16 protein-coding genes and 1 pseudogene are annotated in these 20,501 nt (G+C 40.8%); 7 read left to right on the top strand and 10 right to left on the bottom strand.

Annotated features, from left to right (window positions below; translation table 11 throughout):
* Window positions 1-45 precede the first annotated feature (45 nt).
* Together F896_RS01900 and asd are read right to left on the bottom strand one after the other, a co-directional pair.
* Complete coding sequence (locus tag F896_RS01900; RefSeq protein ID WP_016165000.1) at window positions 46-1,512, bottom strand: FimV/HubP-related protein; 1,467 nt, start codon at window positions 1,510-1,512, stop codon at window positions 46-48.
* A gap of 141 nt (window positions 1,513-1,653) precedes the next feature.
* On the bottom strand, window positions 1,654-2,772 hold the full coding sequence (gene asd / locus F896_RS01905) for an aspartate-semialdehyde dehydrogenase (protein ID WP_016164999.1): 1,119 nt from the start codon (window positions 2,770-2,772) through the stop codon (window positions 1,654-1,656).
* 188 nt (window positions 2,773-2,960) lie between these two features.
* Here asd and F896_RS01910 point away from each other — a divergent pair, with 188 nt between their 5' ends.
* Complete coding sequence (locus F896_RS01910) at window positions 2,961-4,085, top strand: endonuclease/exonuclease/phosphatase family protein (protein ID WP_016164998.1); 1,125 nt, start codon at window positions 2,961-2,963, stop codon at window positions 4,083-4,085.
* A gap of 307 nt (window positions 4,086-4,392) precedes the next feature.
* On the opposite strand, the gene F896_RS01915 is transcribed toward F896_RS01910, so the two are convergent.
* Genes F896_RS01915 through F896_RS01925 form a run of 3 tightly spaced genes read right to left on the bottom strand, consistent with a single transcriptional unit; the run spans window position 4,393 to window position 7,296 of the window.
* Window positions 4,393-5,121 (bottom strand): hypothetical protein, encoded by a 729-nt coding sequence (locus F896_RS01915; RefSeq protein WP_016164997.1) that lies wholly within the window; start codon window positions 5,119-5,121, stop codon window positions 4,393-4,395.
* A 2-nt stretch (window positions 5,122-5,123) separates the two neighbouring features.
* Window positions 5,124-6,005 (bottom strand): DUF6502 family protein, encoded by an 882-nt coding sequence (locus tag F896_RS01920; RefSeq protein WP_016164996.1) that lies wholly within the window; start codon window positions 6,003-6,005, stop codon window positions 5,124-5,126.
* Between the two features lie 49 nt (window positions 6,006-6,054).
* Window positions 6,055-7,296, bottom strand: coding sequence for a cupin-like domain-containing protein (locus tag F896_RS01925; RefSeq protein WP_016164995.1), 1,242 nt, complete (start codon window positions 7,294-7,296; stop codon window positions 6,055-6,057).
* Between the two features lie 135 nt (window positions 7,297-7,431).
* Here F896_RS01925 and F896_RS01930 point away from each other — a divergent pair, with 135 nt between their 5' ends.
* On the top strand, window positions 7,432-8,994 hold the full coding sequence (locus F896_RS01930; RefSeq protein ID WP_016164994.1) for a PT dipeptide repeat lipoprotein: 1,563 nt from the start codon (window positions 7,432-7,434) through the stop codon (window positions 8,992-8,994).
* Between the two features lie 59 nt (window positions 8,995-9,053).
* Here the strand turns inward: F896_RS01930 and F896_RS01935 are convergent, their stop codons facing one another.
* From F896_RS01935 to F896_RS01945, 3 genes are all read right to left on the bottom strand, one after another.
* On the bottom strand, window positions 9,054-9,989 hold the full coding sequence (locus F896_RS01935) for an LpxL/LpxP family acyltransferase (RefSeq protein ID WP_016164993.1): 936 nt from the start codon (window positions 9,987-9,989) through the stop codon (window positions 9,054-9,056).
* Window positions 9,990-10,175: 186 nt separating this feature from the next.
* Window positions 10,176-11,060, bottom strand: coding sequence for a LysR family transcriptional regulator (locus tag F896_RS01940; RefSeq protein ID WP_004802518.1), 885 nt, complete (start codon window positions 11,058-11,060; stop codon window positions 10,176-10,178).
* 225 nt (window positions 11,061-11,285) lie between these two features.
* Window positions 11,286-12,422 (bottom strand): hypothetical protein, encoded by a 1,137-nt coding sequence (locus F896_RS01945; RefSeq protein ID WP_016164992.1) that lies wholly within the window; start codon window positions 12,420-12,422, stop codon window positions 11,286-11,288.
* A gap of 228 nt (window positions 12,423-12,650) precedes the next feature.
* Between F896_RS01945 and fae the strand changes: the two genes are divergently transcribed.
* From fae to F896_RS01965, 4 genes are all read left to right on the top strand, one after another.
* Window positions 12,651-13,166 (top strand): formaldehyde-activating enzyme, encoded by a 516-nt coding sequence (gene fae / locus F896_RS01950; RefSeq protein WP_016164991.1) that lies wholly within the window; start codon window positions 12,651-12,653, stop codon window positions 13,164-13,166.
* 11 nt (window positions 13,167-13,177) lie between these two features.
* Window positions 13,178-14,206 (top strand): aldo/keto reductase, encoded by a 1,029-nt coding sequence (locus tag F896_RS01955; RefSeq protein ID WP_016164990.1) that lies wholly within the window; start codon window positions 13,178-13,180, stop codon window positions 14,204-14,206.
* A 4-nt stretch (window positions 14,207-14,210) separates the two neighbouring features.
* Window positions 14,211-15,650 carry an NAD-dependent succinate-semialdehyde dehydrogenase gene (locus F896_RS01960; RefSeq protein ID WP_016164989.1) on the top strand — a complete coding sequence of 480 codons (1,440 nt, stop codon included), beginning with the start codon at window positions 14,211-14,213 and terminating at the stop codon, window positions 15,648-15,650.
* 124 nt (window positions 15,651-15,774) lie between these two features.
* Window positions 15,775-17,136: an MFS transporter gene (locus F896_RS01965; RefSeq protein WP_016164988.1), complete on the top strand. Its 1,362-nt coding sequence runs from the start codon at window positions 15,775-15,777 to the stop codon at window positions 17,134-17,136.
* A 96-nt stretch (window positions 17,137-17,232) separates the two neighbouring features.
* On the opposite strand, the gene F896_RS01970 is transcribed toward F896_RS01965, so the two are convergent.
* Window positions 17,233-19,125 carry an ATP-binding cassette domain-containing protein gene (locus F896_RS01970; protein ID WP_016164987.1) on the bottom strand — a complete coding sequence of 631 codons (1,893 nt, stop codon included), beginning with the start codon at window positions 19,123-19,125 and terminating at the stop codon, window positions 17,233-17,235.
* Between the two features lie 32 nt (window positions 19,126-19,157).
* Between F896_RS01970 and F896_RS01975 the strand changes: the two genes are divergently transcribed.
* Window positions 19,158-19,403, top strand: coding sequence for a SlyX family protein (locus F896_RS01975; RefSeq protein WP_004656007.1), 246 nt, complete (start codon window positions 19,158-19,160; stop codon window positions 19,401-19,403).
* Window positions 19,404-19,461: 58 nt separating this feature from the next.
* Here the strand turns inward: F896_RS01975 and F896_RS0120120 are convergent.
* A pseudogene (locus tag F896_RS0120120) lies at window positions 19,462-20,472 on the bottom strand (zinc-binding alcohol dehydrogenase family protein).
* Window positions 20,473-20,501: the final 29 nt, after the last annotated feature.

The following is a 20,501-nucleotide window of genomic DNA, read 5'->3' as shown; positions in this document are numbered from 1 at the left end:
AGATAGAGCCGCTTTTATGCAAATTTATGAGAATATTCTCGTAACCTAGCGTGTTGGCTTTTTAGTGTCCTGTTGCGCTTTCAACTGATCTTGCAGTTCAGCAAGCCGAGCATTTAACAGCTGAATACGTTGTTCCTTCTGACGTAGTGCCAATTCTAACTGTGTTACGTTTCTTTGTAATGTAACGGTTTTTTCTCGTGCTGTCATAACTTTTAATGATAAATCGGCACTGGTTTTTTGCTGTAATGTGTCTTTTTTGGCACTTCCAGTACTGGAATCTTGATTACTCTCAGCTACCAGAGACATTTCAGCTTGTTGTAACCGATATTTGGCTTTTCCTGTGGCTGGACGCTGTGTTTGTGCCGCAATTTGATTGGTGTTTTTATTCTGCTGTGTAGATGTGGCAGCAAGATTAAAGTTTAAATGTGAACCCTGTCTAAGGCGGTTGGCATTCCCCCCAATAAAGGCATGTTCATTTTGTGCTTTAATTTGATTCATGACTTGAGCAACAGGCTGCTGCGTTTGCCCTGCAATCTGTTGTGCAATACTCCATAAGGATTCATTACGTTGCACCACATGCTGTTGGGCTTTGTCATCGTTTGCTGCTGCTCTTGTCGGGAGTTTCTTTTTGACCGCTTGGGCTGTTTCTCTCACTGGATCAGGTGTTTTCGCTTTTTCTTTGGTTTCAATTGGTTTAAGTTCAGCTACTTTTAGTTCCTCATCCAATGCAGTACTTTGCTTGGTGGTAGCTGTATTCATAGTTTGAGTGGTTTCCTGTTTGACAGGCATTGTTTTTGGCTGCTGTGGTACTTTTTCTGCGATAGGCGTTGCTGGCTGTGGCACTGGGGTTGTCGCTGCCGCTGTTGTTGTTTCTACTTTCACGGGTGGAGCGATTGAAACTGCACTGGCAGCTGTTGTTGTCGTATTTGGGTTTGATGTTTCTAATACGGGTGGAAGGGTAAATGGTGCATTCAGGAGTGTTTCTTGTTTTAAGTTTTGCCCTTGTGAATTTGCATTTGCAGCATTAAAGCGTGTACTTTCAGGTAGGTTTAAAGCGATATCTTTTTCACTGACAATAAATTTGGGTGTCAATGATTGTTCATTGGCCGTCTTGGTGATCGGTGCTTTTGCAATTTGACGCATTGGCTGACGAATATGTTTTAAATGAGATGCACCATCTTCCTGAATTTTTAAAATAATATTCAGCTCAGCATCCGTCATTGGACGTGATGAAGTGATGACGATAACCCCTTCACCTTGATTATTTCGGCGGGTAAAAAAATTCAGGCTGGATGGCGGCTGATGCGCAGCGCCAAGCATCAATAAATCTTCAGGTGTCGCTAAGCTGACGTCTATTTTGGAGTTGGCATCGGCTTGGTGGAAACTCATTTCTGCATAGAGCAGTTCACCAGGCGCAGACTGGATTTGAATTGGATCAAGCGTAATTGCATAAAGGTGTTGCGAAGAAATGATGGCTAAAATGGCAATTTTTAATTTGTTATAAACAGTCATCTCGATCCATGAAAAAGTGATGTTATCGTCTGGAAAAAGTATACATTACCGTGATGTAAATGAATTGTAAATTATTCATCGTTCATCGCAATAAAAAAGCCGATCAAATGTGATCGGCTTTTGATTTTTAGGGATTTTTGCTTAAGCGTTCTTGTATTCGACCAGAATGCGAAGCATACGACGTAACGGCTCAGCAGCGCCCCAAAGCAATTGGTCACCCACAGTGAATGCACCAAGATATTCTTTACCCATATTGAGCTTGCGTAAACGGCCCACAGGAACAGTTAAAGTACCTGTGACTGCAACAGGGGTAAGATCTGTCATAGATGCTTCGCGAGTATTCGGAACTACTTTTGCCCATTGGCTCGAGTTACGAATCATGTCTTCGATTTCATCAAGTGGCACATCTTTTTTCAATTTCAATGTGATTGCTTGAGAGTGGCAACGCATTGCACCAATACGCACACAGTGACCATCAATTGGAACGATTTGTTGATTACCTAAAATCTTGTTGGTTTCAACCTGACCTTTCCATTCTTCTTTCGATTGACCGCTTTCGAGTTGTTTGTCGATATACGGAATCAATGAACCCGCCAATGGCACGCCAAAGTTTGCTTTCGGGAAGCCTTCGCCACGTTGTAATTCTGCGATTTGACGGTCAATATCAAGAATTGCAGATTTAGGGTCATCCAATAAGGTTTTAGTATTGTTATACAAATAACCCATGCCAGTGATCAGTTCACGCATGTTCTGCGCACCCGCACCAGACGCTGCCTGATAAGTCATTGAAGTCGCCCATTCCACTAAATTATTTTGGAACAGTGAACCTAAGCCCATCAACATCAATGAAACGGTACAGTTACCGCCAACAAACGTTTTAGTGCCGTTGACCAAACCATCTTTGATTACGTTTAAGTTGACTGGATCAAGCACGATGATTGCGTCATCTGCCATACGCAGCGTAGATGCAGCATCAATCCAATAGCCATCCCAACCTTCAGCTTTAAGCTTTGGGAAAATTTCAGAGGTATAATCACCACCTTGGCAGGTTAAAATGACATCCATTTGCTTCAGACTGTTAATGTCTGTTGCATCCATAAGTGCTGGGGCAGTCTTACCACCAAATGAAGGTGCTTCGCCACCTGCATTACTGGTAGAGAAATAGAATGGCTCGATATGAGCAAAATCATTCTCTTCAACCATACGTTGCATCAGGACAGAACCAACCATCCCACGCCAACCGACCAGACCTACTTTCATGTCATTGTGCCTCGGTATGTAAAAAATTTTAAAGGGGTTTGAGTGTATCAAAAGTGCCCACAACTGCAAGCTTTACTGAAATAAAACAGTGCGTTTATTGAGTGGAATATCTTGTTTATATTAGATAGAAAATTGATAAAGCGAAAACTTTATTGTAAATCTATGCTACCCCAAAGAGAAAAATGAACATGATATGGATTCAGATTTGCGCAGCACTGGTGATATGGCTTTCATTTTGGTCTTTGATCCCCAGAGATGAATGGTGGTTTCGGGGGGCAGACTTTCCGAGATTACAAATATTGGCACTCGGGATCATCACATTTTTTGCGATGTTATTTGTGCTTTCCGATTGGACCTTGAGTACTGAACTGCTCTTTATTGGGTTGGTTGCAGCGATTGCCTATCAGCTTAAAATGGTGTTGCCTTATACGCCGTTATGGCGCAAGCAAGTAAAAAAAGTCAAAAAGGCGCAATTGAATCCTGAGCAACAAATTTCTTTATTGGTTGCGAATGTGCTCACCCCCAATCATCAATATCACCTGTTACTTGAACAGATTGAAATTTTAAAGCCAGATTTGGTGCTTACGCTGGAATCGAATGCTGAATGGCAGCAAGCGCTGAGTCCAATTGAAGTAGATTATCCCTTTTGTGTGGCTGTACCCTTAGAAAATCTATATGGCATGCATCTTTATAGCCGTTTACCCTTAAACGACACCGAAGTTAAATTTATTTTGAGTGATGAAATTCCATCGATTCATACAGCAGTGACTTTGCCGTCAGGCGTGCAAGTGCAGTTGTATTGTTTGCATCCTAAACCACCGAGTCCAACGGAGGCCAAAGATTCGACCTTAAGAGATGCAGAATTACTAATTGTGGGTGATCAGATTGAAGATATTGATCAGAGCTGTATCGTGATGGGGGATTTGAATGACGTGGCATGGTCAAGAACAACGCGTTTATTTCAACGTATCAGTGGCTTGCTTGATCCTCGAGTAGGGCGCTATTTTATGAATACTTTCCATGCAGATTATCCGCTGTTACGCTGGTCATTGGATCATATCTTTCACAGTACTGATTTTGGTTTGGTGGAAATGAAACGTGTATCGCATATAGGTTCTGATCATTTTCCAATTTATGTTGTTCTCCAAACAGGGCGTATTTTTGAGCAACAACAACAGGCTTTAGAACAGACGGTTGAGGATGAGCAAGAAGCACAAGAAGCGATACAGGATGGCATTGAGAAGGCGGAGCAAGAGGAGAAGCAGGTGACTGATCCTTTAGCTCAACCACATAAACAACAAATGGAAAACTGATTCAGCGAGAGGAGGTGTGCGCAATTGGCCGATTTTAAAGTTTACCTAATCAATGTACGTTATTTCGTACATAGATTTAAGTCTACAACGAATAGTGCTACATCGTTAAAAGGTTTATTCTAAATACATCAGCACAAGGATGCAGGAATGGATTTCCGCTTAAGGATAGCAACGCTGAGATGGAAAAGTCATCATGGATATGATGCATGCGATGGACGCAGGATAATAAAAGTAGTTTGAAAGCACAACCTCATTTGCCCGAGTTTTGCAGGATGCAGAACTCGGGCTTTAATTTTTTAATATCCCATTATTGCTGTGGCTTTTCACCAGACGAGTGGTCTGGAGAAGTTGGTTTCTGCGGCGGTATTTTATTACCTGTTTTCGGGACAAGCTGTTTGCTGACAGGAAGATGAATGTCTAAAGTTGGGCAACTGCTCCAATGGGTTTGGGCATCGGGCAAATTAGATGAATATTGTGTTGGATAACGAAGCAATAAAATGTCATCACCTTGTGGAATTTTAAAGTCAAACTCATAGGTTTTAACTTCGTAAGGTTGTAAAACCTGCACAGTATATTGCTCTGCCGAACATCTTAAATATTGATCAGGAAGGAAATGTAATTTCCCTGACATTGCCCAAAATTCTACTTGATGACATTGAGGAATTTTTTCAAATATATAATTTGGCGTTGTATTTTTAATGTTGATTTGAACGGTTTGTGAGGGACTACTTTGCTGAGATCCAGCAATCTGAGGATGCTTAGTCCCAGCATCAATGAAATATATACTACGTTGTATTCCAGTACATTCATCATTTACGGTATCAGGGAAGGTAACAAAATAATCGTATTGATCTTCCTCCTCATCATCTTTACCTTTATCGCCAGTGACAGGGGGATTTCCTCCACCAGGTAGTGGTTTTTGGGTACCTGAGCCACTACCACCTAAACTCACGTTGGCAACAGAAAAGTTTTCTCCACAGGCAGTTAAGACAACCACTGAAATGAAAGAAACTGTCGCGAGTAATAAGCTTCTCATTATTATTTATCCTTAAAAATATAAGGCACTTGTAATTTTATCTGAGTATCGTATTGGTAGACACCAAAGCGAAATTGATAATGTGCATCATCTTTTTCTTGGTCTTGATCACAATGTTGAATTGCGGCATTTAAGAGTTGTTTTGCCATGTCTTGCCACAGTTCGATACTCAACTGCCGAAGTGCCTCAACAGATTGTGCTGTTAATTTTTCGGCATGTACAGCTTGTTCGAGATGGGTAAAGGGTTTTTCACTGATAAAGTTATCAATCCCTGCAGCCAAATGGTCACTGAGATTGGCAGAAAAGAGCGCTTTACTTTCTTGCATCTGGTTATCAGGGGTAAAGCTATGTTGTTGTAACACGACCTCTTGATCGATTTGCACAACCACACCTAAGCGCTGTAGTTCAAATAAAATCGAGCGTGGATGCTTTTCTGTTGAAATATGTTTGACCAAGGCTTCAAAACTGTTTTCTTCACCAGAGACAGGAATTTGATGGGGGAGGTCAAGTGCAATCCAGCGGGCAATGACACGAGCAGGCACGCTAATGGCAAAATTAGGAGCTTCATTACTAATTTGATTGGCCTGTTGTCGAAAAGCACTGACATCTTTACGATGCAGTCCAGAGAGTAAACTGACCGCTGAATCGGTTTTATTCTGTTTGATTCGCTCTAATTCAACCAAGGCTTGCTCATAAAAAATCGGCTTCAGCGCAGCCACAAAATCGGTATAGCCCACACCTGAATGAATCAACCAACGTGCAATGTGCTGCATCATTGGATAAATGCTGTCCAATGTCGTTTCTGCATCTTGTGGAATCACGCCTTGTGTATTCAGTGCAGATGAAGCTGTGTTGATGATGACTTGGTCTGTTGGTTTTACCATTAGAGCACCTTAAGAACGGATTCGGTTAAGCCATTGGCTGACACAATTTTTAATGCCCGCTTAGTGAAGGAAAGGATTCAGCACCCGCATTGTCGATACTGAAATGAGTAAAGGAAACACTCATAGAAATGTCTAAACTTTCGACACAATGCCACCAGCCTAGCGGAATGAATAAGGCCTCGCCCTCATTCAGGATACATTCGATTTTGCTGCTATGGGCAAAATCTGGAAATGATTTCACTATATCAGGATGATGGGGATCGGCAATTTTACTAAATACGGCGACATCATTATAGAGGTGTGGCGTTTGCATTGCAGGAATCAGGGTGACTTTTTTCCGTCCATAAATTTGTACTAAAAAGTTATTGGTCAAATCATGGTGTAAGGGGGTAAAGGCACCTTTAGGGCCAAACCAGATGAAGCTACGATCATAGACTTGGGCGTGATCCGTATAGTCATGAAAATGATCAATATCTTGAAACAATGCAGCCAGACTAGATTGGCTAGCTTTGGCATTGTTCGCTGTCATATAAAAATTATTGGAATGTGGGGTTTGTTCGATTAAATCAACAAAATCACTCATCCGCATTTTAGTTTTATGTTGAATCGAGTTGCGTTCAAATAAAGGGTCTTGTTCACGATTGAGCTGAACTTCAATTTCTTGTGTACCGACAGCCTGTTTGAAATATTGTGGTGACCATTTCTGTAAAGCAGGCCAATGCTGGATAGCATCAGTCAAAATCACAGGTAAATTTCGGCTGTAATACTGTTGGATAAAATCTGCAAAATCAGGTTTTGAAATTCGCTTAATCTGCTGATATTCAGTATTTAAACGGGCAAAACGATCTAAAGTCTGTAGCAGCCAATTACGTTTTTTGAGCAGGAAGTGCTGCTCTTCGGCGACTTGAAAATAAGGATGCTGCTTTAACTGTACCCATTCGAATGCAATATCGATTTCATTCAATCCTTGCTTCATCAATGACTGATAAATCTCAGCTTTGCTTAAACCATCCAGTAGCATCTGAGCCAACCATTTTTTTTGTTCTGGTGTAAATGTACTGCTGAGTTGAGTTTGTTTTGCAGTTGCTGCCTGTTCAAGTTCTCGGTAGTGTTGCTCTTCAACGTATATCGGAGCAGAAAAATCTTTATTTAGATCAATTAAACCTTCACGCAACAGAATATTGGCTAAGTCAATTGGAGCACAACCGCGCTCTAAATTTTCCTCTAACCATGCCTGCCATTCTTTCGGTAAAGCACTGAATTGTCTTGCTAAGTTTTCTTGAGCATCCATACCTTCCAACCATCAATAAAAAATGATTTTGACCTTTCGTTATTAATTTACGCATAAACATATTTGCACTCAAGAATAAAAGTGTTAAATTTTCACATACACAATATGTGAAAAAATCACACAGAGGGTGATGCAATGAAAAATATATGGACTCAACTAGCACTTAGCGTAACTTGCGCAATCTTGGTGGGCTGTGGATCAGATAATGATCGGGATCCAACCCCAACCCCAACGCCTACGCCGACACCACCAACCCCAACACCACCTACACCTACGCCGCCAACTCCAACACCACCGACCCCAACACCGCCTACGCCAACACCACCCACTCCAACCCCAGTTGTGGCTGATCGTTTTGTGGGTTCATGGTTGGGTGGCTTCTGCCATAAGGGAGCACGAACCAATTTAACGGTACACAAAGCGTCCGAAAACAGTGCTCGCTTTACCATTGAAACCCGTCAATTTGAAAAAGAGGATTGTACCGGTGCTGTGATTAAAAATTACGATGTTGCATCGGATGATGCACTGATTAGCGAGATTGCAGCGACTGAAACCAGCGGTACAACCACGGCAAACCGAGTGAAATATAGCGATCGCTATCGACCAAATGGGATTGCTTCAGCATATGCCTTTAAAGGCGATGGCATGTGTGCTGTGAGTGAAACAGCGAGTATTAAAGATATTCAAACGTATATGGATTCAGTCGATCCATCTAAAGTTGTCACTTGTTATACCCGTACTAATGTCGAAGGCTATAGCTTATTGAAACCGACTGTGAGTAAAGCAACGGCAAGTTATCGTCTACTCGATAATCAAACGTCTTGGGCCAATTTCTTGGCGCAAGCCAATGAGCAGGGTAGTCAAGGTTTTGCCTTAGCGGGCAGTTCTTTGGATGTGAAAAAAGCCAACAGCGATTTCCCTGAACCTAAAAACTTATATGTAAAAAATAATGCTTCAACCGATACCTATAGCTATAAAATTGCTGATATCACCACCAATGTGATTGCAAATAGATATGTGCTCAAATTAGCTGAAATGAAAAAGCAAGGTGAGTCTGGCTTTATTTATAAGTCGTTCTTGAGAGAGGATCCAAGCAATACCTATAAATATTTATTTGTGAAAAATGATAAGAAACCCGCAACCTATACTTATGACAATCGCTTCTTAACCAATAAAACCAGAGCAAGTATTCTTGCTGCATTCAATGAGCTCGGTGCACAAGGTTGTAAATTAATCTTTGCGGGTGAAGACTTCACAACCAATGGCACCAAGAATGACATGTATTACATCCCAACTTGTGTAAATAGCAGCACCCATAATGGGACCTATAGCTATCGTTATTTTGATATGCCAAAAACGGAAGCAGGATTCTTTGAGGATAATCCAACCAAACTAGATGCGTTGCTGAAACAGCAAGCTGCTGAAGGTTATCATTTGATTGATAAAGATAATTCGATTGGATTCGGTGTGCTACAACAAGGTTATTTATTTGAACGTGATAGTGAAAGTACAGCCAGCATCGAATCAAAAGTCTTTAAAGAAGATGCGATTTATAAGCTTGATCTGCCAGGCGAGATTCAAAACCGTTTACAAGATCAGGGCAATTTAGGCTGGTTCATTAATGTTAAATTGGGTTCAGTGTATAGCAACACCCCAACTTATTTTGATTTAAGTACAGGTGTGATTTTCCCGAACTAATGGTTGTTATTGCTTTAGAAAAAAGCCGCTTTATTGATGAATAAGGCGGCTTTTTTAGCTTAATAGATTTTGTCGTAACCTTCGGCACGGGTTTTAAAACGGCGATGGAACCACATCCATTGCGTAGGTGCGATACGAAGTTGAGCTTCAATAATTTTATTCACGCGAATAGCATCATCGACTTCATCTTCACTTGGCATATTGTCCACAATTGGTTCAATCAGTACTTTATATTGTGGATTGCGAACATCGCCATAGCGATAGAAATATAAGGGGATCGCAACCGCTTTCGAAATTTTGAGTAAACGGCGATGAGCAGTCACGGTTGCCGCTGGAACACCAAAGAAAGGCGCCATCACACCTTGTTTTAAACCAAAATCCTGATCAGGACTATACCAGATTGCACCGCCATTTTTGAGTCGACGGATCAAACCACGCATATCATCGTGATCAATTTGATGTTGATAAATGGTGGCACGACAGCGATAAATCAGCATATCCAATAGCGGATTGTTTTGTGGGCGATACACTACATCGGGTTCAAAATATTGAGAACAGATATAACCGCCTGCATCCAGTAAGGTGCTGTGGGTGCCGAGTAATAACACGCCTTTACCTTGTGCTTTTGCATCGGTGATATGTTCTAAGCCTTCAATACTATGGCGTCCTTTAAACCATTTGGGACAGTACCAAGCATTGAGGGTTTCAAATACACCAAGCATCATATCGACAAAAACTTGTTTGGCTTGTACTTCAACCTCAGCAGGCGACCATTCTGGAAAACACAGCTCTAAATTCCGAAGTGTGGTTTTACGGCGTGATTTGAGCAAGCGCCAGCATAAAGAAGCTAAACCATGTGCCAAGCGCCATTGTATAGCCCACGGGAGAATGGCCAATAACATAAGAAAGAGAATGGCGATCCAAATTTTCCAGTATTGGGGTAATAGAAATTTCCATTGAAATTCGCCAGGGATATAAGACTGATTTTGACTCATAAACTTAGTAAAGAGAATAACGTTGAATTTCAGAGCAGTGTAACATGAAGTGAGTTTGGCAACTTTAAATGTAAAATAAAACTAAAGCTGTTTTAGTGTCTCTTGCGACACAAAAAGAACATCTATACGTTCATAGATTGAAACAAGATACTGAAATAGGCCTTGCTAACATGCCCAGCAAAGAGATTAGGTTAATAAGGTTTCCAACCAAAATTTGAAGGTTTGAACTTTTGGAAGAGTCGCTTTGTTAAAGGGAATATCGATCCAATAACCATACTTGCTTTGGATATCAGTATCTATCATCGTTTTTAGTGTACCTATATTGAGTTCATTCCGAATCATAGGTTTATCGATAATCGCGATACCATAACCAGCAACAGCAGCTTGAATCACTTGTTCTGTTGTTGAAAATTCGATTGCACAATGTGAATCGCTTAAATCTATATAATGGTTTTGTTTTAACCAGATTTGCCATGTATCTAGTCTTTTACGGTTATATAACACATGGATAAGAGGATAGTCTTGAAGATTGGGAGCAAGTTCATCTTTAAATAGTTGTGGGCTGGCGACCATTACATAGTCTTCTTTTAATAATAAGCTGCTTTGACAATGGTGGGCCGGTGAGAGGCCAAATCGAATACGAATATCCGTATCTACAGCAACCTCAGTGTTTTCAGCATCTTGAGTATAGTTCACTGTAAATGAATAGTCTTTGTTGGTAAGCAAAAAGTTTTTTAAATTTGGGGAGAGAATTCGATTACACCATGTTGGTGGGGCCTCAATATTGAGTTTTGTGCGGATGTTTTTTGCTCTAAATTTGAGTGTGGATGCTTCAATTTGATCAAACACAATCTGCATATCATTTGCGAACTCGAGACCATGAGAGGTGAGTTCGATTCCTTTGGGTGATCTCAGAAAAAGCTGAACGCCTAAATATTCTTCTAGTAATTTGATTTGTCTGCTGACAGCCCCATGCGTCAGACAGAGAGATTGTGCTGCATGAGAGAAATTTAAATGCTTAACCACCTCTTCAAAGATGCGTAAAGCGTTCATGGGAGGTAATTGTCGCATCCATACTTCCTTTTATCATATCCTTGATATTTATAAGATGAAGATTAAAGCCATGTTTCCTGATTTAACGGTTAATCTTCATCACAATCCATTGTACTAAGTCTAGCATAGCGTATATTTTGGATGATGTGCTTTAACTATAAAAATAATTTTTATAATTTAAATAAGGAATATTCTATTGGTTGGTTAAAAATAATAAGCAAGTGAAATATATGTTTTTTGATTCTAGTTATTATTTGATCCTTGTGCTAAACCATTTTGATCACCAAGGTAGGGATCATACTTTCCGATTAAATGCTCTGCTTGAATGGTAAGGTCTTTAATTTTAAATGCAATACCTGGAATAACTCTGTAACTATCAGTATTGCTATGCTTTTTATTGATATAACCACTGATATTGAGATAAGGGCGAATGGATTGTGCATATTCAAAATGATATGGAATTAAGTAGCTAAACTCAGTTGAAAAAAAGTCTCCTTGCGTTGCTGAATTATAAGAATAGTCAAATCCGCCCAAGCTAATATGATCAGGACTCAAGCGGTCTTTATTATCAATGTCTTGATGACCAAATAATAATTTGCTATTCCAACTTTGATAATTAAAATCAGCAAAAATAGACCATACTTGACGTGATCCTGTGCTGGAATAATTTTTGTTTTCGATGTCTGAGTACCAGACCGATGTACCAAGTTGATAGTTGAGGTCAGCATAGTTTGAAGAGTATGCATAACGGGCAATGATCATATTTTTTTCTTGGGTATTGGTTCCATTCTCAACATAATCATCGGCATTGACCATATTAATACTGAAGTGCCGTGCATCTTTTGAATGCCCTCTAAAATTGCCGCCATCAATTGGATAGAAAGCTAAAGATAATTGATTTTTATCAGTTTTGAATTGATAGTTAATCCCAATATTGTGTACATCTTCAAGACCCATCACATTGGCAATGCCAAGAAAAAAGGTATTTCCCCAGTAACGATCTAATCCAAATGGGACTGGGTTTAAACCTGCAATGATTTTATTGTTTGGATTGATTTTATAGCCAAGCCAAGCATCTGTTAACCAGCTTGCATCACCGATATGACCATAATATTCATATAGACGGTAATCTAGCCCGCCAATAAGCGTTGCAGACTCATAGTTGAGCGCTAAGATCGCATCACTAAAAGAAAATTTACTACTACTCGGGTTGGCGTCATGGTCATAGACATATTTACCTCGGATTGCACCACCCACATTTAATTGACCTAAACTTGAAGTTGGTTCGCCAGTTTTTATTCCAGAATAAATGGTTTGACTTATTACTAAACTACCTATGAAAAGTAGAGTTTTAATTGGTGCTGATTTTATTTTTAACATTTTTCATCCTTGAAAATAAATTTAATTTTAATTTACTTGTTTTTGGTTAATAAAACATGTTTGAGGTTTTATTTGTAATGAAAATTTAACAATTGCTATGAATTTAATTCACAGCAGTGTGAGTTTTTTTAATATTAGATTTTTTAATAGTGTTGTGAATTAATTTGCATTTTATTTTTATTTAAAACGAGGGATGGTAATAGCAGTTTATTCGATCAAGGAAAGTACATGGATAATTTAACTGCTGCAGTTTATATCGGCGAGGGATTTGAAGGTGAGGGGGTCAATGCATCACATATCAATATTTTAATTGGTCCACGTGGTGGTCCTGTCGGACAGGCTTTTGCAAATAGTCTGTCTTCACCATCTCAAGGTCATTGTCCATTCATGGTGATTGCTCAACCCAATATCCCCGTGAAACCAATGACTTTGTATGTCAATAAAGCGGAAATTCAAGGGGATTTGCATGCAAATGCGACTTGGGGGGCATCACAAGCGGGTATTGCTAAGGCCATCAATGAAGCACTCTCGTCTGGGATATTTCCTCCTGAGGCTGAAAATGAGTGGGCCATTGTCACCGCGAATTGGGTTAATCCGAGTTGTAATGATTTGGATGAGGTGTATCACAATAATTACAACGCTTGTGTTCGGGCAATTCATGCAGCATTGAATTATTTACCGCTAAAGCATGATTTAGTCGCACTCAAACAAATCAAAAACCCATTTTATACCCCTAAACATTAAGGTTGAAGACCATGGAATATATCAATTTAGGAAATTCAGGTTTAAAAGTTTCGCGCCTATGTTTAGGCACCATGAATATGGGTTCATCTTCTTGGAAACCCTGGATTTTTAATGCTGAGCAAAGTGCTCCAATTATTAAATATGCACTGGATTCAGGGGTCAATTTTATTGATCTTGCTGATTTTTATTCAGCAGGAAAAGGTGAAGAAGTTGTTGGTGGAATTATTCATAAACTGGTCAATCGTGATGAGGTGGTCATCACCACAAAAGTTGGCTATGGAACAGGTGGAGGCATCAATCAAACAGGACATTCTAGAAAGAATATCCTCAGTAGTATCGATCAATCTTTAAAACGCATTGGTACCGATTATGTCGACATTTATATGCTGCACTTTTTTGATGTCGATAGCCCAGTAGATGAAACCCTTGCTGCCATGAATGAAATTATCAAGTCTGGAAAAGCACGTTATTTTGGTGTGTCTACCATGACCGTTGGGCAGTTGGCAAAAATCTTAATCTCATGTGAGTGCAATGGTTTTGTCAAACCGATCAATATGCAATTGCAACTGAACTGTGCTTATCGGGAAGAAGAACGGGAAATGATTCCTTTCTGTATTGATCAAGGGATTGGCGTTTCAGTATTCAGTCCCTTAGCCCGTGGCATTTTAAGTGGTGAAATGAGTTCAACACGGAATACCACCGATTTCTTTACCCAGCAGATGTATAACGACGCTGTGAGCTTTGAAATTGTAAAATCGGTGAGTAAAGTGGCTCAAAACAAAAATTTAACAATGGCACAGGTTGCACAGGCTTGGGTACTGCAACGCCCTGGCATTCACAGTATGTTGGTAGGCGCTGATAACGTAGATCAATTTAAAACCGCAATACAAGCCTTAGAGACCCAATTCAACGAAGATGAATTATATGAAATTGATCGTAATTATACCCCTTGCGATCTGATTAATGATTACACCAGTGAGAAGCGTATTTCGCGCATTGCTCGTGAGGCTAAAGGCTGTTTTGTAGATGTAGGGGTGTAATAAGATGTTAGATTTAAAGAAAAATACCAGCTTTATCAATGGTCAATGGTTGGCAAGTCAAGCCAATACTTATCCTGTTTTTAATCCAGCAAATGCGCAAGAAGTGAGTCAGGTTCTAAAATGCGGTGCTGAAGAAACAGAACATGCAATTGTGGCAGCTGATCATGCTTTAGAAACATGGAAAAAAACACTTGCCGCTGAGCGAACACAAGTCTTGAAACGCTGGGGTGAATTGATGTTGGAGTATCGGCAGCAATTGGCAGAGATTCTTGTGGAGGAACAAGGTAAGCCTTTAGCTGAGGCTTTAGGCGAGGTGGTCTATGCTGCCAGTTTCTTTGAGTGGTTTGCTGAGGAAGCGAAACGTAACTACGGCGATATTATCCCTACATTTAAAGCGCAAACAAAAATCATGGTCACCAAGGAGCCTGTTGGTGTCGTTGCGGCGATTACCCCTTGGAATTTTCCATTAGCAATGGTGACACGTAAAGTTGCCCCAGCCTTGGCTGCGGGGTGCACCATGATTTTAAAACCTTCGGAAGAAACACCGCTGTCAGCTTTTGCACTTGCAGTTCTGGCAGAGCAAGCGGGTGTGCCTGCAGGGGTATTTAATGTTGTTTCTGGGAATGCGCAGGAGATTGGCGCAACTTTACAGTACTCAGAGAAAGTGAAAAAAATCAGTTTTACGGGGTCTACTGCGACGGGCAAATTATTAATGCGTCAAGCTGCGGATACTTTAAAGAAAACCTCATTTGAACTGGGTGGAAATGCCCCTTTTATCGTGTTCGAAGATGCTGATTTAGAGGCGGCGGTTCAGGGTGCAATGGCATCAAAATATAGAAATACCGGGCAGACCTGTGTTTGTGTCAACCGTTTTTATATTCATGAAACGGTCTATGAGTCATTCATTGAACTGCTTACGGCAGAGGTTCAGAAACTCAAAGTTGGTCATGGCCTTGTAGACGGTGTCACCCAAGGGCCATTAATTAATCAGGCCGCGATAGCAAAAGTGCAACGCCACATTGATGATGCCTTAGCGAAGGGCGGTTCAATTGTGACGGGTGGACAAGCACATGCGTTAGGTGGGCTCTTTTATGAACCGACGATTATTCAGCATGCCAATGACAAAATGCTAGTTGCGCATGAGGAAACCTTTGGACCTGTCGCAGCATGTTTTTCCTTTGCTTCGGATCAGGAAGCGATTGCCCTGGCAAATAACACCCAATATGGGTTGTCTGCATATTTCTATACCAAAGATCTAAAGAGAACGTGGTGGGTTGCAGATCAATTGCAAGTGGGAATGGTGGGAATCAATGAGGGCATTATTTCGACTGCGGTAGCACCGTTTGGCGGTGTAAAAGAGTCTGGCTTTGGTCGGGAAGGCTCAAAGTATGGTTTAGAAGAATATCAAAACATCAAGTACATCTTGTTGGGTGGTCTTGCTTGATCAGCTAAGCATGCTAGAACTCAATCGAATTGAATTGGGATCTAGCCTTGCTGGAGTCAGCATCACTTTTTAAATTTTTGGATAGAAGAATTATTCAATTTTACTCCATGGAATGGGAGCGTATATGAATACCGTAAATATTGATAATGTGCCATTGAACAAATTTCATTTGAAAATAACGGCTCTGACTTTCGGTGCACATTTAACGGATGGCTATATCATTGGTTTGATTGGGATGGTTTTCACTTTAATTACCCCCCTGATGCAGCTAGATTCCTTTTGGCAGGGGGCAATCGGAAGTGCTGTTCTGATTGGCCTCTTTGTAGGAAGTTTATTTTTTGGATTTATTTCAGATAAATTAGGTCGGCAGAAGATCTTTTGTATTAGCTTCATTTTGGTCCTGATCGGTTCGATTGCCCAGTTCTATGCTTCTACACCTTTAGAACTGTTTCTTTGTCGCGTGCTCATGGGGATTGGACTGGGTGGGGACTATACCGTTGGGCATGCATTGTTGGCGGAATTTTTGCCTAAACAAAGTCGAGGTGCAATTTTAGGCTCATTTAGTGTGGTGTGGACATTCGGTTATGTACTGGCAACATTCATTGCCAAGTTCGTGATTGATTTAGATCTTGGGCCTGATACATGGCGTTATTTACTCGCCTCAACAGCAATCCCTGCGGCAATTATTTTAATTGCACGAATTGGAACACCTGAATCCCCACGGTGGTTGATGCAACATGGACGTAAAGATGAGGCTCGGGCGATTGTTCAAAAATATTTTGGAGCACATGTCACGATTGAGAGTGAAACAGATCAAGTGGCGCAGCAAAATAATTTTTCCAGTATTAAATTATTGTTTAGTCAAAAATACCTGAAACGGACCTTGTTCAATTGCATCTTTTTTACCTGTATTGTGATGCCGTATTTTGCAATTTATACCTTTTTGCCGATGATTCTAGAATTGATGAAGTTATCCAATGATTTCACTACAGAAACCATCTTAAATTTGATGCTGCTACTCGGCGCAGTAATTGGTATTTACTGTACTTATAAATTTTCCCGTCGCGGTTTCTTAATCTATTCCTTCGTATTGCTCTCGGTCAGCTTACTGTTGATTACCATATTGCCTGAAACATTGAACTGGGCATTGGTACTCTTGTTTGCCGCATTTACGATGATTTTATCTGCAGTCAGTAATTTAGTTGGTGTTTTCCCTGCAGAAAGTTTTCCGACTGAGGTTCGTTCTAGTGGCATTGGGATCGCCACAGCAGTGAGCCGATTTGGTTCTGCAGCAAGTACTTTTATTCTTCCAATCAGTCTGTTACAGATCGGAATGACTGCCACGATGTTATTACTGGTGTGTATTTTGGTTTTTGGAACTATTATTTCGATTTTATGGGCTCCAGAAACTAAAAATCTATCTTTGGTCGAGGCATCTGAAGTTGATGAAATAAAGGCTTATACGGCTTCAAAAGAGCTACCATAAGTACAGTTCATCTGATTAGATTTTGACGTGGCTTCAGATGATTTTAAAAAAGAAAAAGGCTCCATCAGGAGCCTTTAATCAATACATGCCAAGCTTCTAGCCTTTCGACATATTTTCTAAAATGTCCCAGCGTTCCAATTTTTCTAGCAATACTTCTTCAATTTCAGCTAGACGTTGGCTGGCTGCTGTTGCGGCATTGGCGTCTGAAACAAACCAAGAACCATCAGCTAATTTTTCTGATAATTCTACTTGTTCGTTTTCCAGTTTTTCAATCTCAGCGGGTAGTTGTTCAAGCTCTCGCTGGTCTTTATAACTGAGTTTTACCTTTTTAGGTGCTGCAGCCGCTTCTGCTTTGGCTTGTGCTTTTTTCACATCACTTTTCTGATCAACCACCTTTTGATCTGGGCGTTGTTCCAAATAGTCTTGATAGCCACCGATGTATTCATCAATGTTACCTTTACCATCGAATACCCATGTCGAAGTCACGACATTGTCCATAAAGGCACGGTCATGCGAGATCAACAGCAAAGTACCTTTATAGTCAGACAGCATTTCCTCAAGTAGCTCAAGTGTCACCATATCCAAGTCATTGGTTGGCTCATCCATGACGATTAAATTCGATGGTTTGAGCAATAATTTTGCCAATAAGATACGGTTTCTTTCGCCCCCTGAAAGTGCTTTAACTGGCGTGCGTGCACGTTCTGGCGAGAATAAAAAGTCTTGTAAATAACTATAGATATGACGGCGGTTACCATTCACATCAACAAAATCAGAACCTTCTGAAACGTTGGCCATGACGGTTTTTTCAAGATCTAAGGCATTACGCAATTGGTCAAAATAAGCAACTTCGAGTTGAGTACCGGTTTTCACAGAACCACCGTGCTCAATCTCACCTAAAATCGCTTTAATCAAAGTGGTTTTACCCACACCGTTGTCACCGACCAAACCAATACGATCACCGCGTAGCACGATAGCAGAGAAATCTTTGATCAGTGGTTGTTGGCCATAGCTGACGCTGAGATTTTCAATTTCAAATACCAGCTTACCAGAGCGATTGGCTTCTTGCGTTGCCATACTGACTTTGCCTTGTTGTGAACGACGTGCTTTAGATTGTTCGCGTAAGTCTTGCAACGCACGGACGCGACCTTCGTTACGGGTACGACGTGCTTTAATGCCTTGACGAATCCAAGCCTCTTCTTCAGCTAACTTTTTATCAAATAAAGCATTTTGTTTTTCTTCTGCTTCCATTTGTTGTGCTTTGAGATCGAGATAGCGAGAATAGTTACCTTCGTAGCTACGCAAAATGCCACGATCAAGCTCAACAATACGGGTCGCAATGCTGTCAACGAATGAACGGTCGTGCGAAATAAACAGTAAGGTTAGATTATTTTGATCCAATAAAAACTTTTCTAACCATTCGATACTTTCGACGTCTAAATGGTTGGTTGGTTCGTCGAGTAACAATACATCAGGTTGAGTCAGTAGGGCACGCGCCAAGAGTACACGACGTTTACGACCACCCGATAAATCCGCTAGATCAGCATTAGGATCAAGCCCCATTTTACTCAGAATTGAGTTGACCTTGTTTTCTAATGCCCAGCCATCCAACTGATCCAGTTTGTGCTGTAGCATGCCCATGCGGTCGCAAGCTTCCATATCACCTAATACGCAGGCATCACTGGCTTCATGGTATTCTTTCAACACAATAGATGCTTCGCCCGCACCATCGGCAACGATGTCGGCAACTTTGCCTGAATCCATTGGGACGTCTTGGGCTAACATTGAAACAGTTAAACCGTTTTGAATTGAAACTTCACCGTTATCTGGTAACAAGCTTCCCTCAATCAGTTTTAATAAAGTAGACTTACCTTCTCCATTACGACCAATTAAACAGACTCGCTCGCCACGTTCTAGGTTGAAGTTCGCGCCATCGAGTAAGGCAGGTCCGCCAAATGCGAGATGGACATCCCTTAAAGTAATATAGGCCATAATGTTTCCTAAAAGTTCAGATGAGGTCTGAAATGACTAAACCACAAAATTTTGATAATCACGCGTCATTCTCCGCACCCATTGAAGATTTGCAAGTCCGAATTGCATTTTTAGATGATTTAGTTGAACAATTGAATCAGCAACTTGCAATTCAAACGCAGGAAATTGCTGATTTAAAAAAACAAATGCAATTTTTATATCGTCGGGTTGAATCTTCAGATTTATCCGAAGGAATTGCAGCTTTTGATCCTATAAATGATAAACCACCCCATTATTAATAAATCCTCCTGCAATGCTGAGTTGCATTACTGGAGGATTTCCCTTGAATGATTGCATTTAAAAACCATGCAGGACAATTTTTCCTTTGGTTGTACCACTTTCAATTTGTTGATGTACACGTTTCAGATTTTCTGCATTGATTGGTGAAAGTACCTGACTCACTGTGGTTTTAATCTTTCCTTCATCAACTAAGCTGGCAATCTGATTCAAAAGTTGGCTCTGTTGGATCATATCTTCAGTCTGGTACATAGAGCGCGTGAACATAAACTCCCAGTGAACCGAAACAGACTTTGATTTAAAGGGCCTAATGTCGAGTTGCTCAGGGTCATCAATTAAACCGAAATGGCCTTGTGCTGCGATCAGTTCTGCAATATCAGTGAGATGTTGATCGGTTTGCGTGGTTGAAAACACATATAAAGGGGCATTTAAGCCGAGTTGCTGAATTTGTGGCGCTAAAGCTTGGCGATGGTCTAAGACATAATCAGCGCCCAATTGTTTTACCCATTCAGACGTTTCTGGTCGAGATGCGGTACTGATGACGGTTAGATTGGTTAATTGTTTGAGCAATTGAATGGTGATTGAACCGACCCCACCAGCACCGCCAATGATGAGGATTGAAGTGTTCTCAGCCGCAGCGCGAGGAACTTGTAATCGGTCAAACAGCATTTACCATGCGGTAATTGCGGTTAAAGGCAGTGCTGCCGCTTCGCTTGCATCGAGTGACTTGGGTTTATGTCCGACAATACGCTCGTCAACCAATTGCAATTCACTATTACTGCCTTGTCGGTTGAGTGCTCCTGCATACCAGACGTGGTCACCATTTTTGAACTGAGTGACTTGTTCGCCAATCGCCTCAACGACACCCACTGCATCCCAACCCAGAATTTTCCATTGATGATCTTCTGCACTTTTATTGTTTCGGATTTTGGTATCGACTGGATTGACTGAAACAGCTTGCACACGAACGAGTAAATCATGTCCATGTGCAACAGGTGAGTCGATCTCAATGTCTACAAGCGCATCGTCTAAACGAATTGCACCTGCCTTTTGATATGCCACAGCTTTCATGGTTTTGCTTCCACTTGATTGGAATCTCA

It is taken from the genome of Acinetobacter genomosp. 15BJ, assembly GCF_000400715.1.
Taxonomy (GTDB): Bacteria; Pseudomonadota; Gammaproteobacteria; order Pseudomonadales; family Moraxellaceae; genus Acinetobacter.
This window is presented reverse-complemented; position numbering and strand designations above follow the sequence as displayed.

What these genes read in the sequence shown, in the direction of transcription:
- F896_RS01970 (WP_016164987.1), bottom strand. Translation starts at nt 19,125, where the DNA reads ATGGCCTATATTACTTTAAGGGATGTCCATCTCGCATTTGGCGGACCT.
- F896_RS01900 (WP_016165000.1), bottom strand. Translation starts at nt 1,512, where the DNA reads ATGACTGTTTATAACAAATTAAAAATTGCCATTTTAGCCATCATTTCT.
- F896_RS01925 (WP_016164995.1), bottom strand. Translation starts at nt 7,296, where the DNA reads ATGGATGCTCAAGAAAACTTAGCAAGACAATTCAGTGCTTTACCGAAA.
- F896_RS01935 (WP_016164993.1), bottom strand. Translation starts at nt 9,989, where the DNA reads ATGAGTCAAAATCAGTCTTATATCCCTGGCGAATTTCAATGGAAATTT.
- F896_RS01960 (WP_016164989.1), top strand. Translation starts at nt 14,211, where the DNA reads ATGTTAGATTTAAAGAAAAATACCAGCTTTATCAATGGTCAATGGTTG.
- F896_RS01920 (WP_016164996.1), bottom strand. Translation starts at nt 6,005, where the DNA reads ATGGTAAAACCAACAGACCAAGTCATCATCAACACAGCTTCATCTGCA.
- F896_RS01910 (WP_016164998.1), top strand. Translation starts at nt 2,961, where the DNA reads ATGATATGGATTCAGATTTGCGCAGCACTGGTGATATGGCTTTCATTT.
- F896_RS01940 (WP_004802518.1), bottom strand. Translation starts at nt 11,060, where the DNA reads ATGCGACAATTACCTCCCATGAACGCTTTACGCATCTTTGAAGAGGTG.
- F896_RS01930 (WP_016164994.1), top strand. Translation starts at nt 7,432, where the DNA reads ATGAAAAATATATGGACTCAACTAGCACTTAGCGTAACTTGCGCAATC.
- F896_RS01955 (WP_016164990.1), top strand. Translation starts at nt 13,178, where the DNA reads ATGGAATATATCAATTTAGGAAATTCAGGTTTAAAAGTTTCGCGCCTA.
- F896_RS01975 (WP_004656007.1), top strand. Translation starts at nt 19,158, where the DNA reads ATGACTAAACCACAAAATTTTGATAATCACGCGTCATTCTCCGCACCC.
- fae (WP_016164991.1), top strand. Translation starts at nt 12,651, where the DNA reads ATGGATAATTTAACTGCTGCAGTTTATATCGGCGAGGGATTTGAAGGT.
- F896_RS01945 (WP_016164992.1), bottom strand. Translation starts at nt 12,422, where the DNA reads ATGTTAAAAATAAAATCAGCACCAATTAAAACTCTACTTTTCATAGGT.
- F896_RS01965 (WP_016164988.1), top strand. Translation starts at nt 15,775, where the DNA reads ATGAATACCGTAAATATTGATAATGTGCCATTGAACAAATTTCATTTG.
- F896_RS01915 (WP_016164997.1), bottom strand. Translation starts at nt 5,121, where the DNA reads ATGAGAAGCTTATTACTCGCGACAGTTTCTTTCATTTCAGTGGTTGTC.
- asd (WP_016164999.1), bottom strand. Translation starts at nt 2,772, where the DNA reads ATGAAAGTAGGTCTGGTCGGTTGGCGTGGGATGGTTGGTTCTGTCCTG.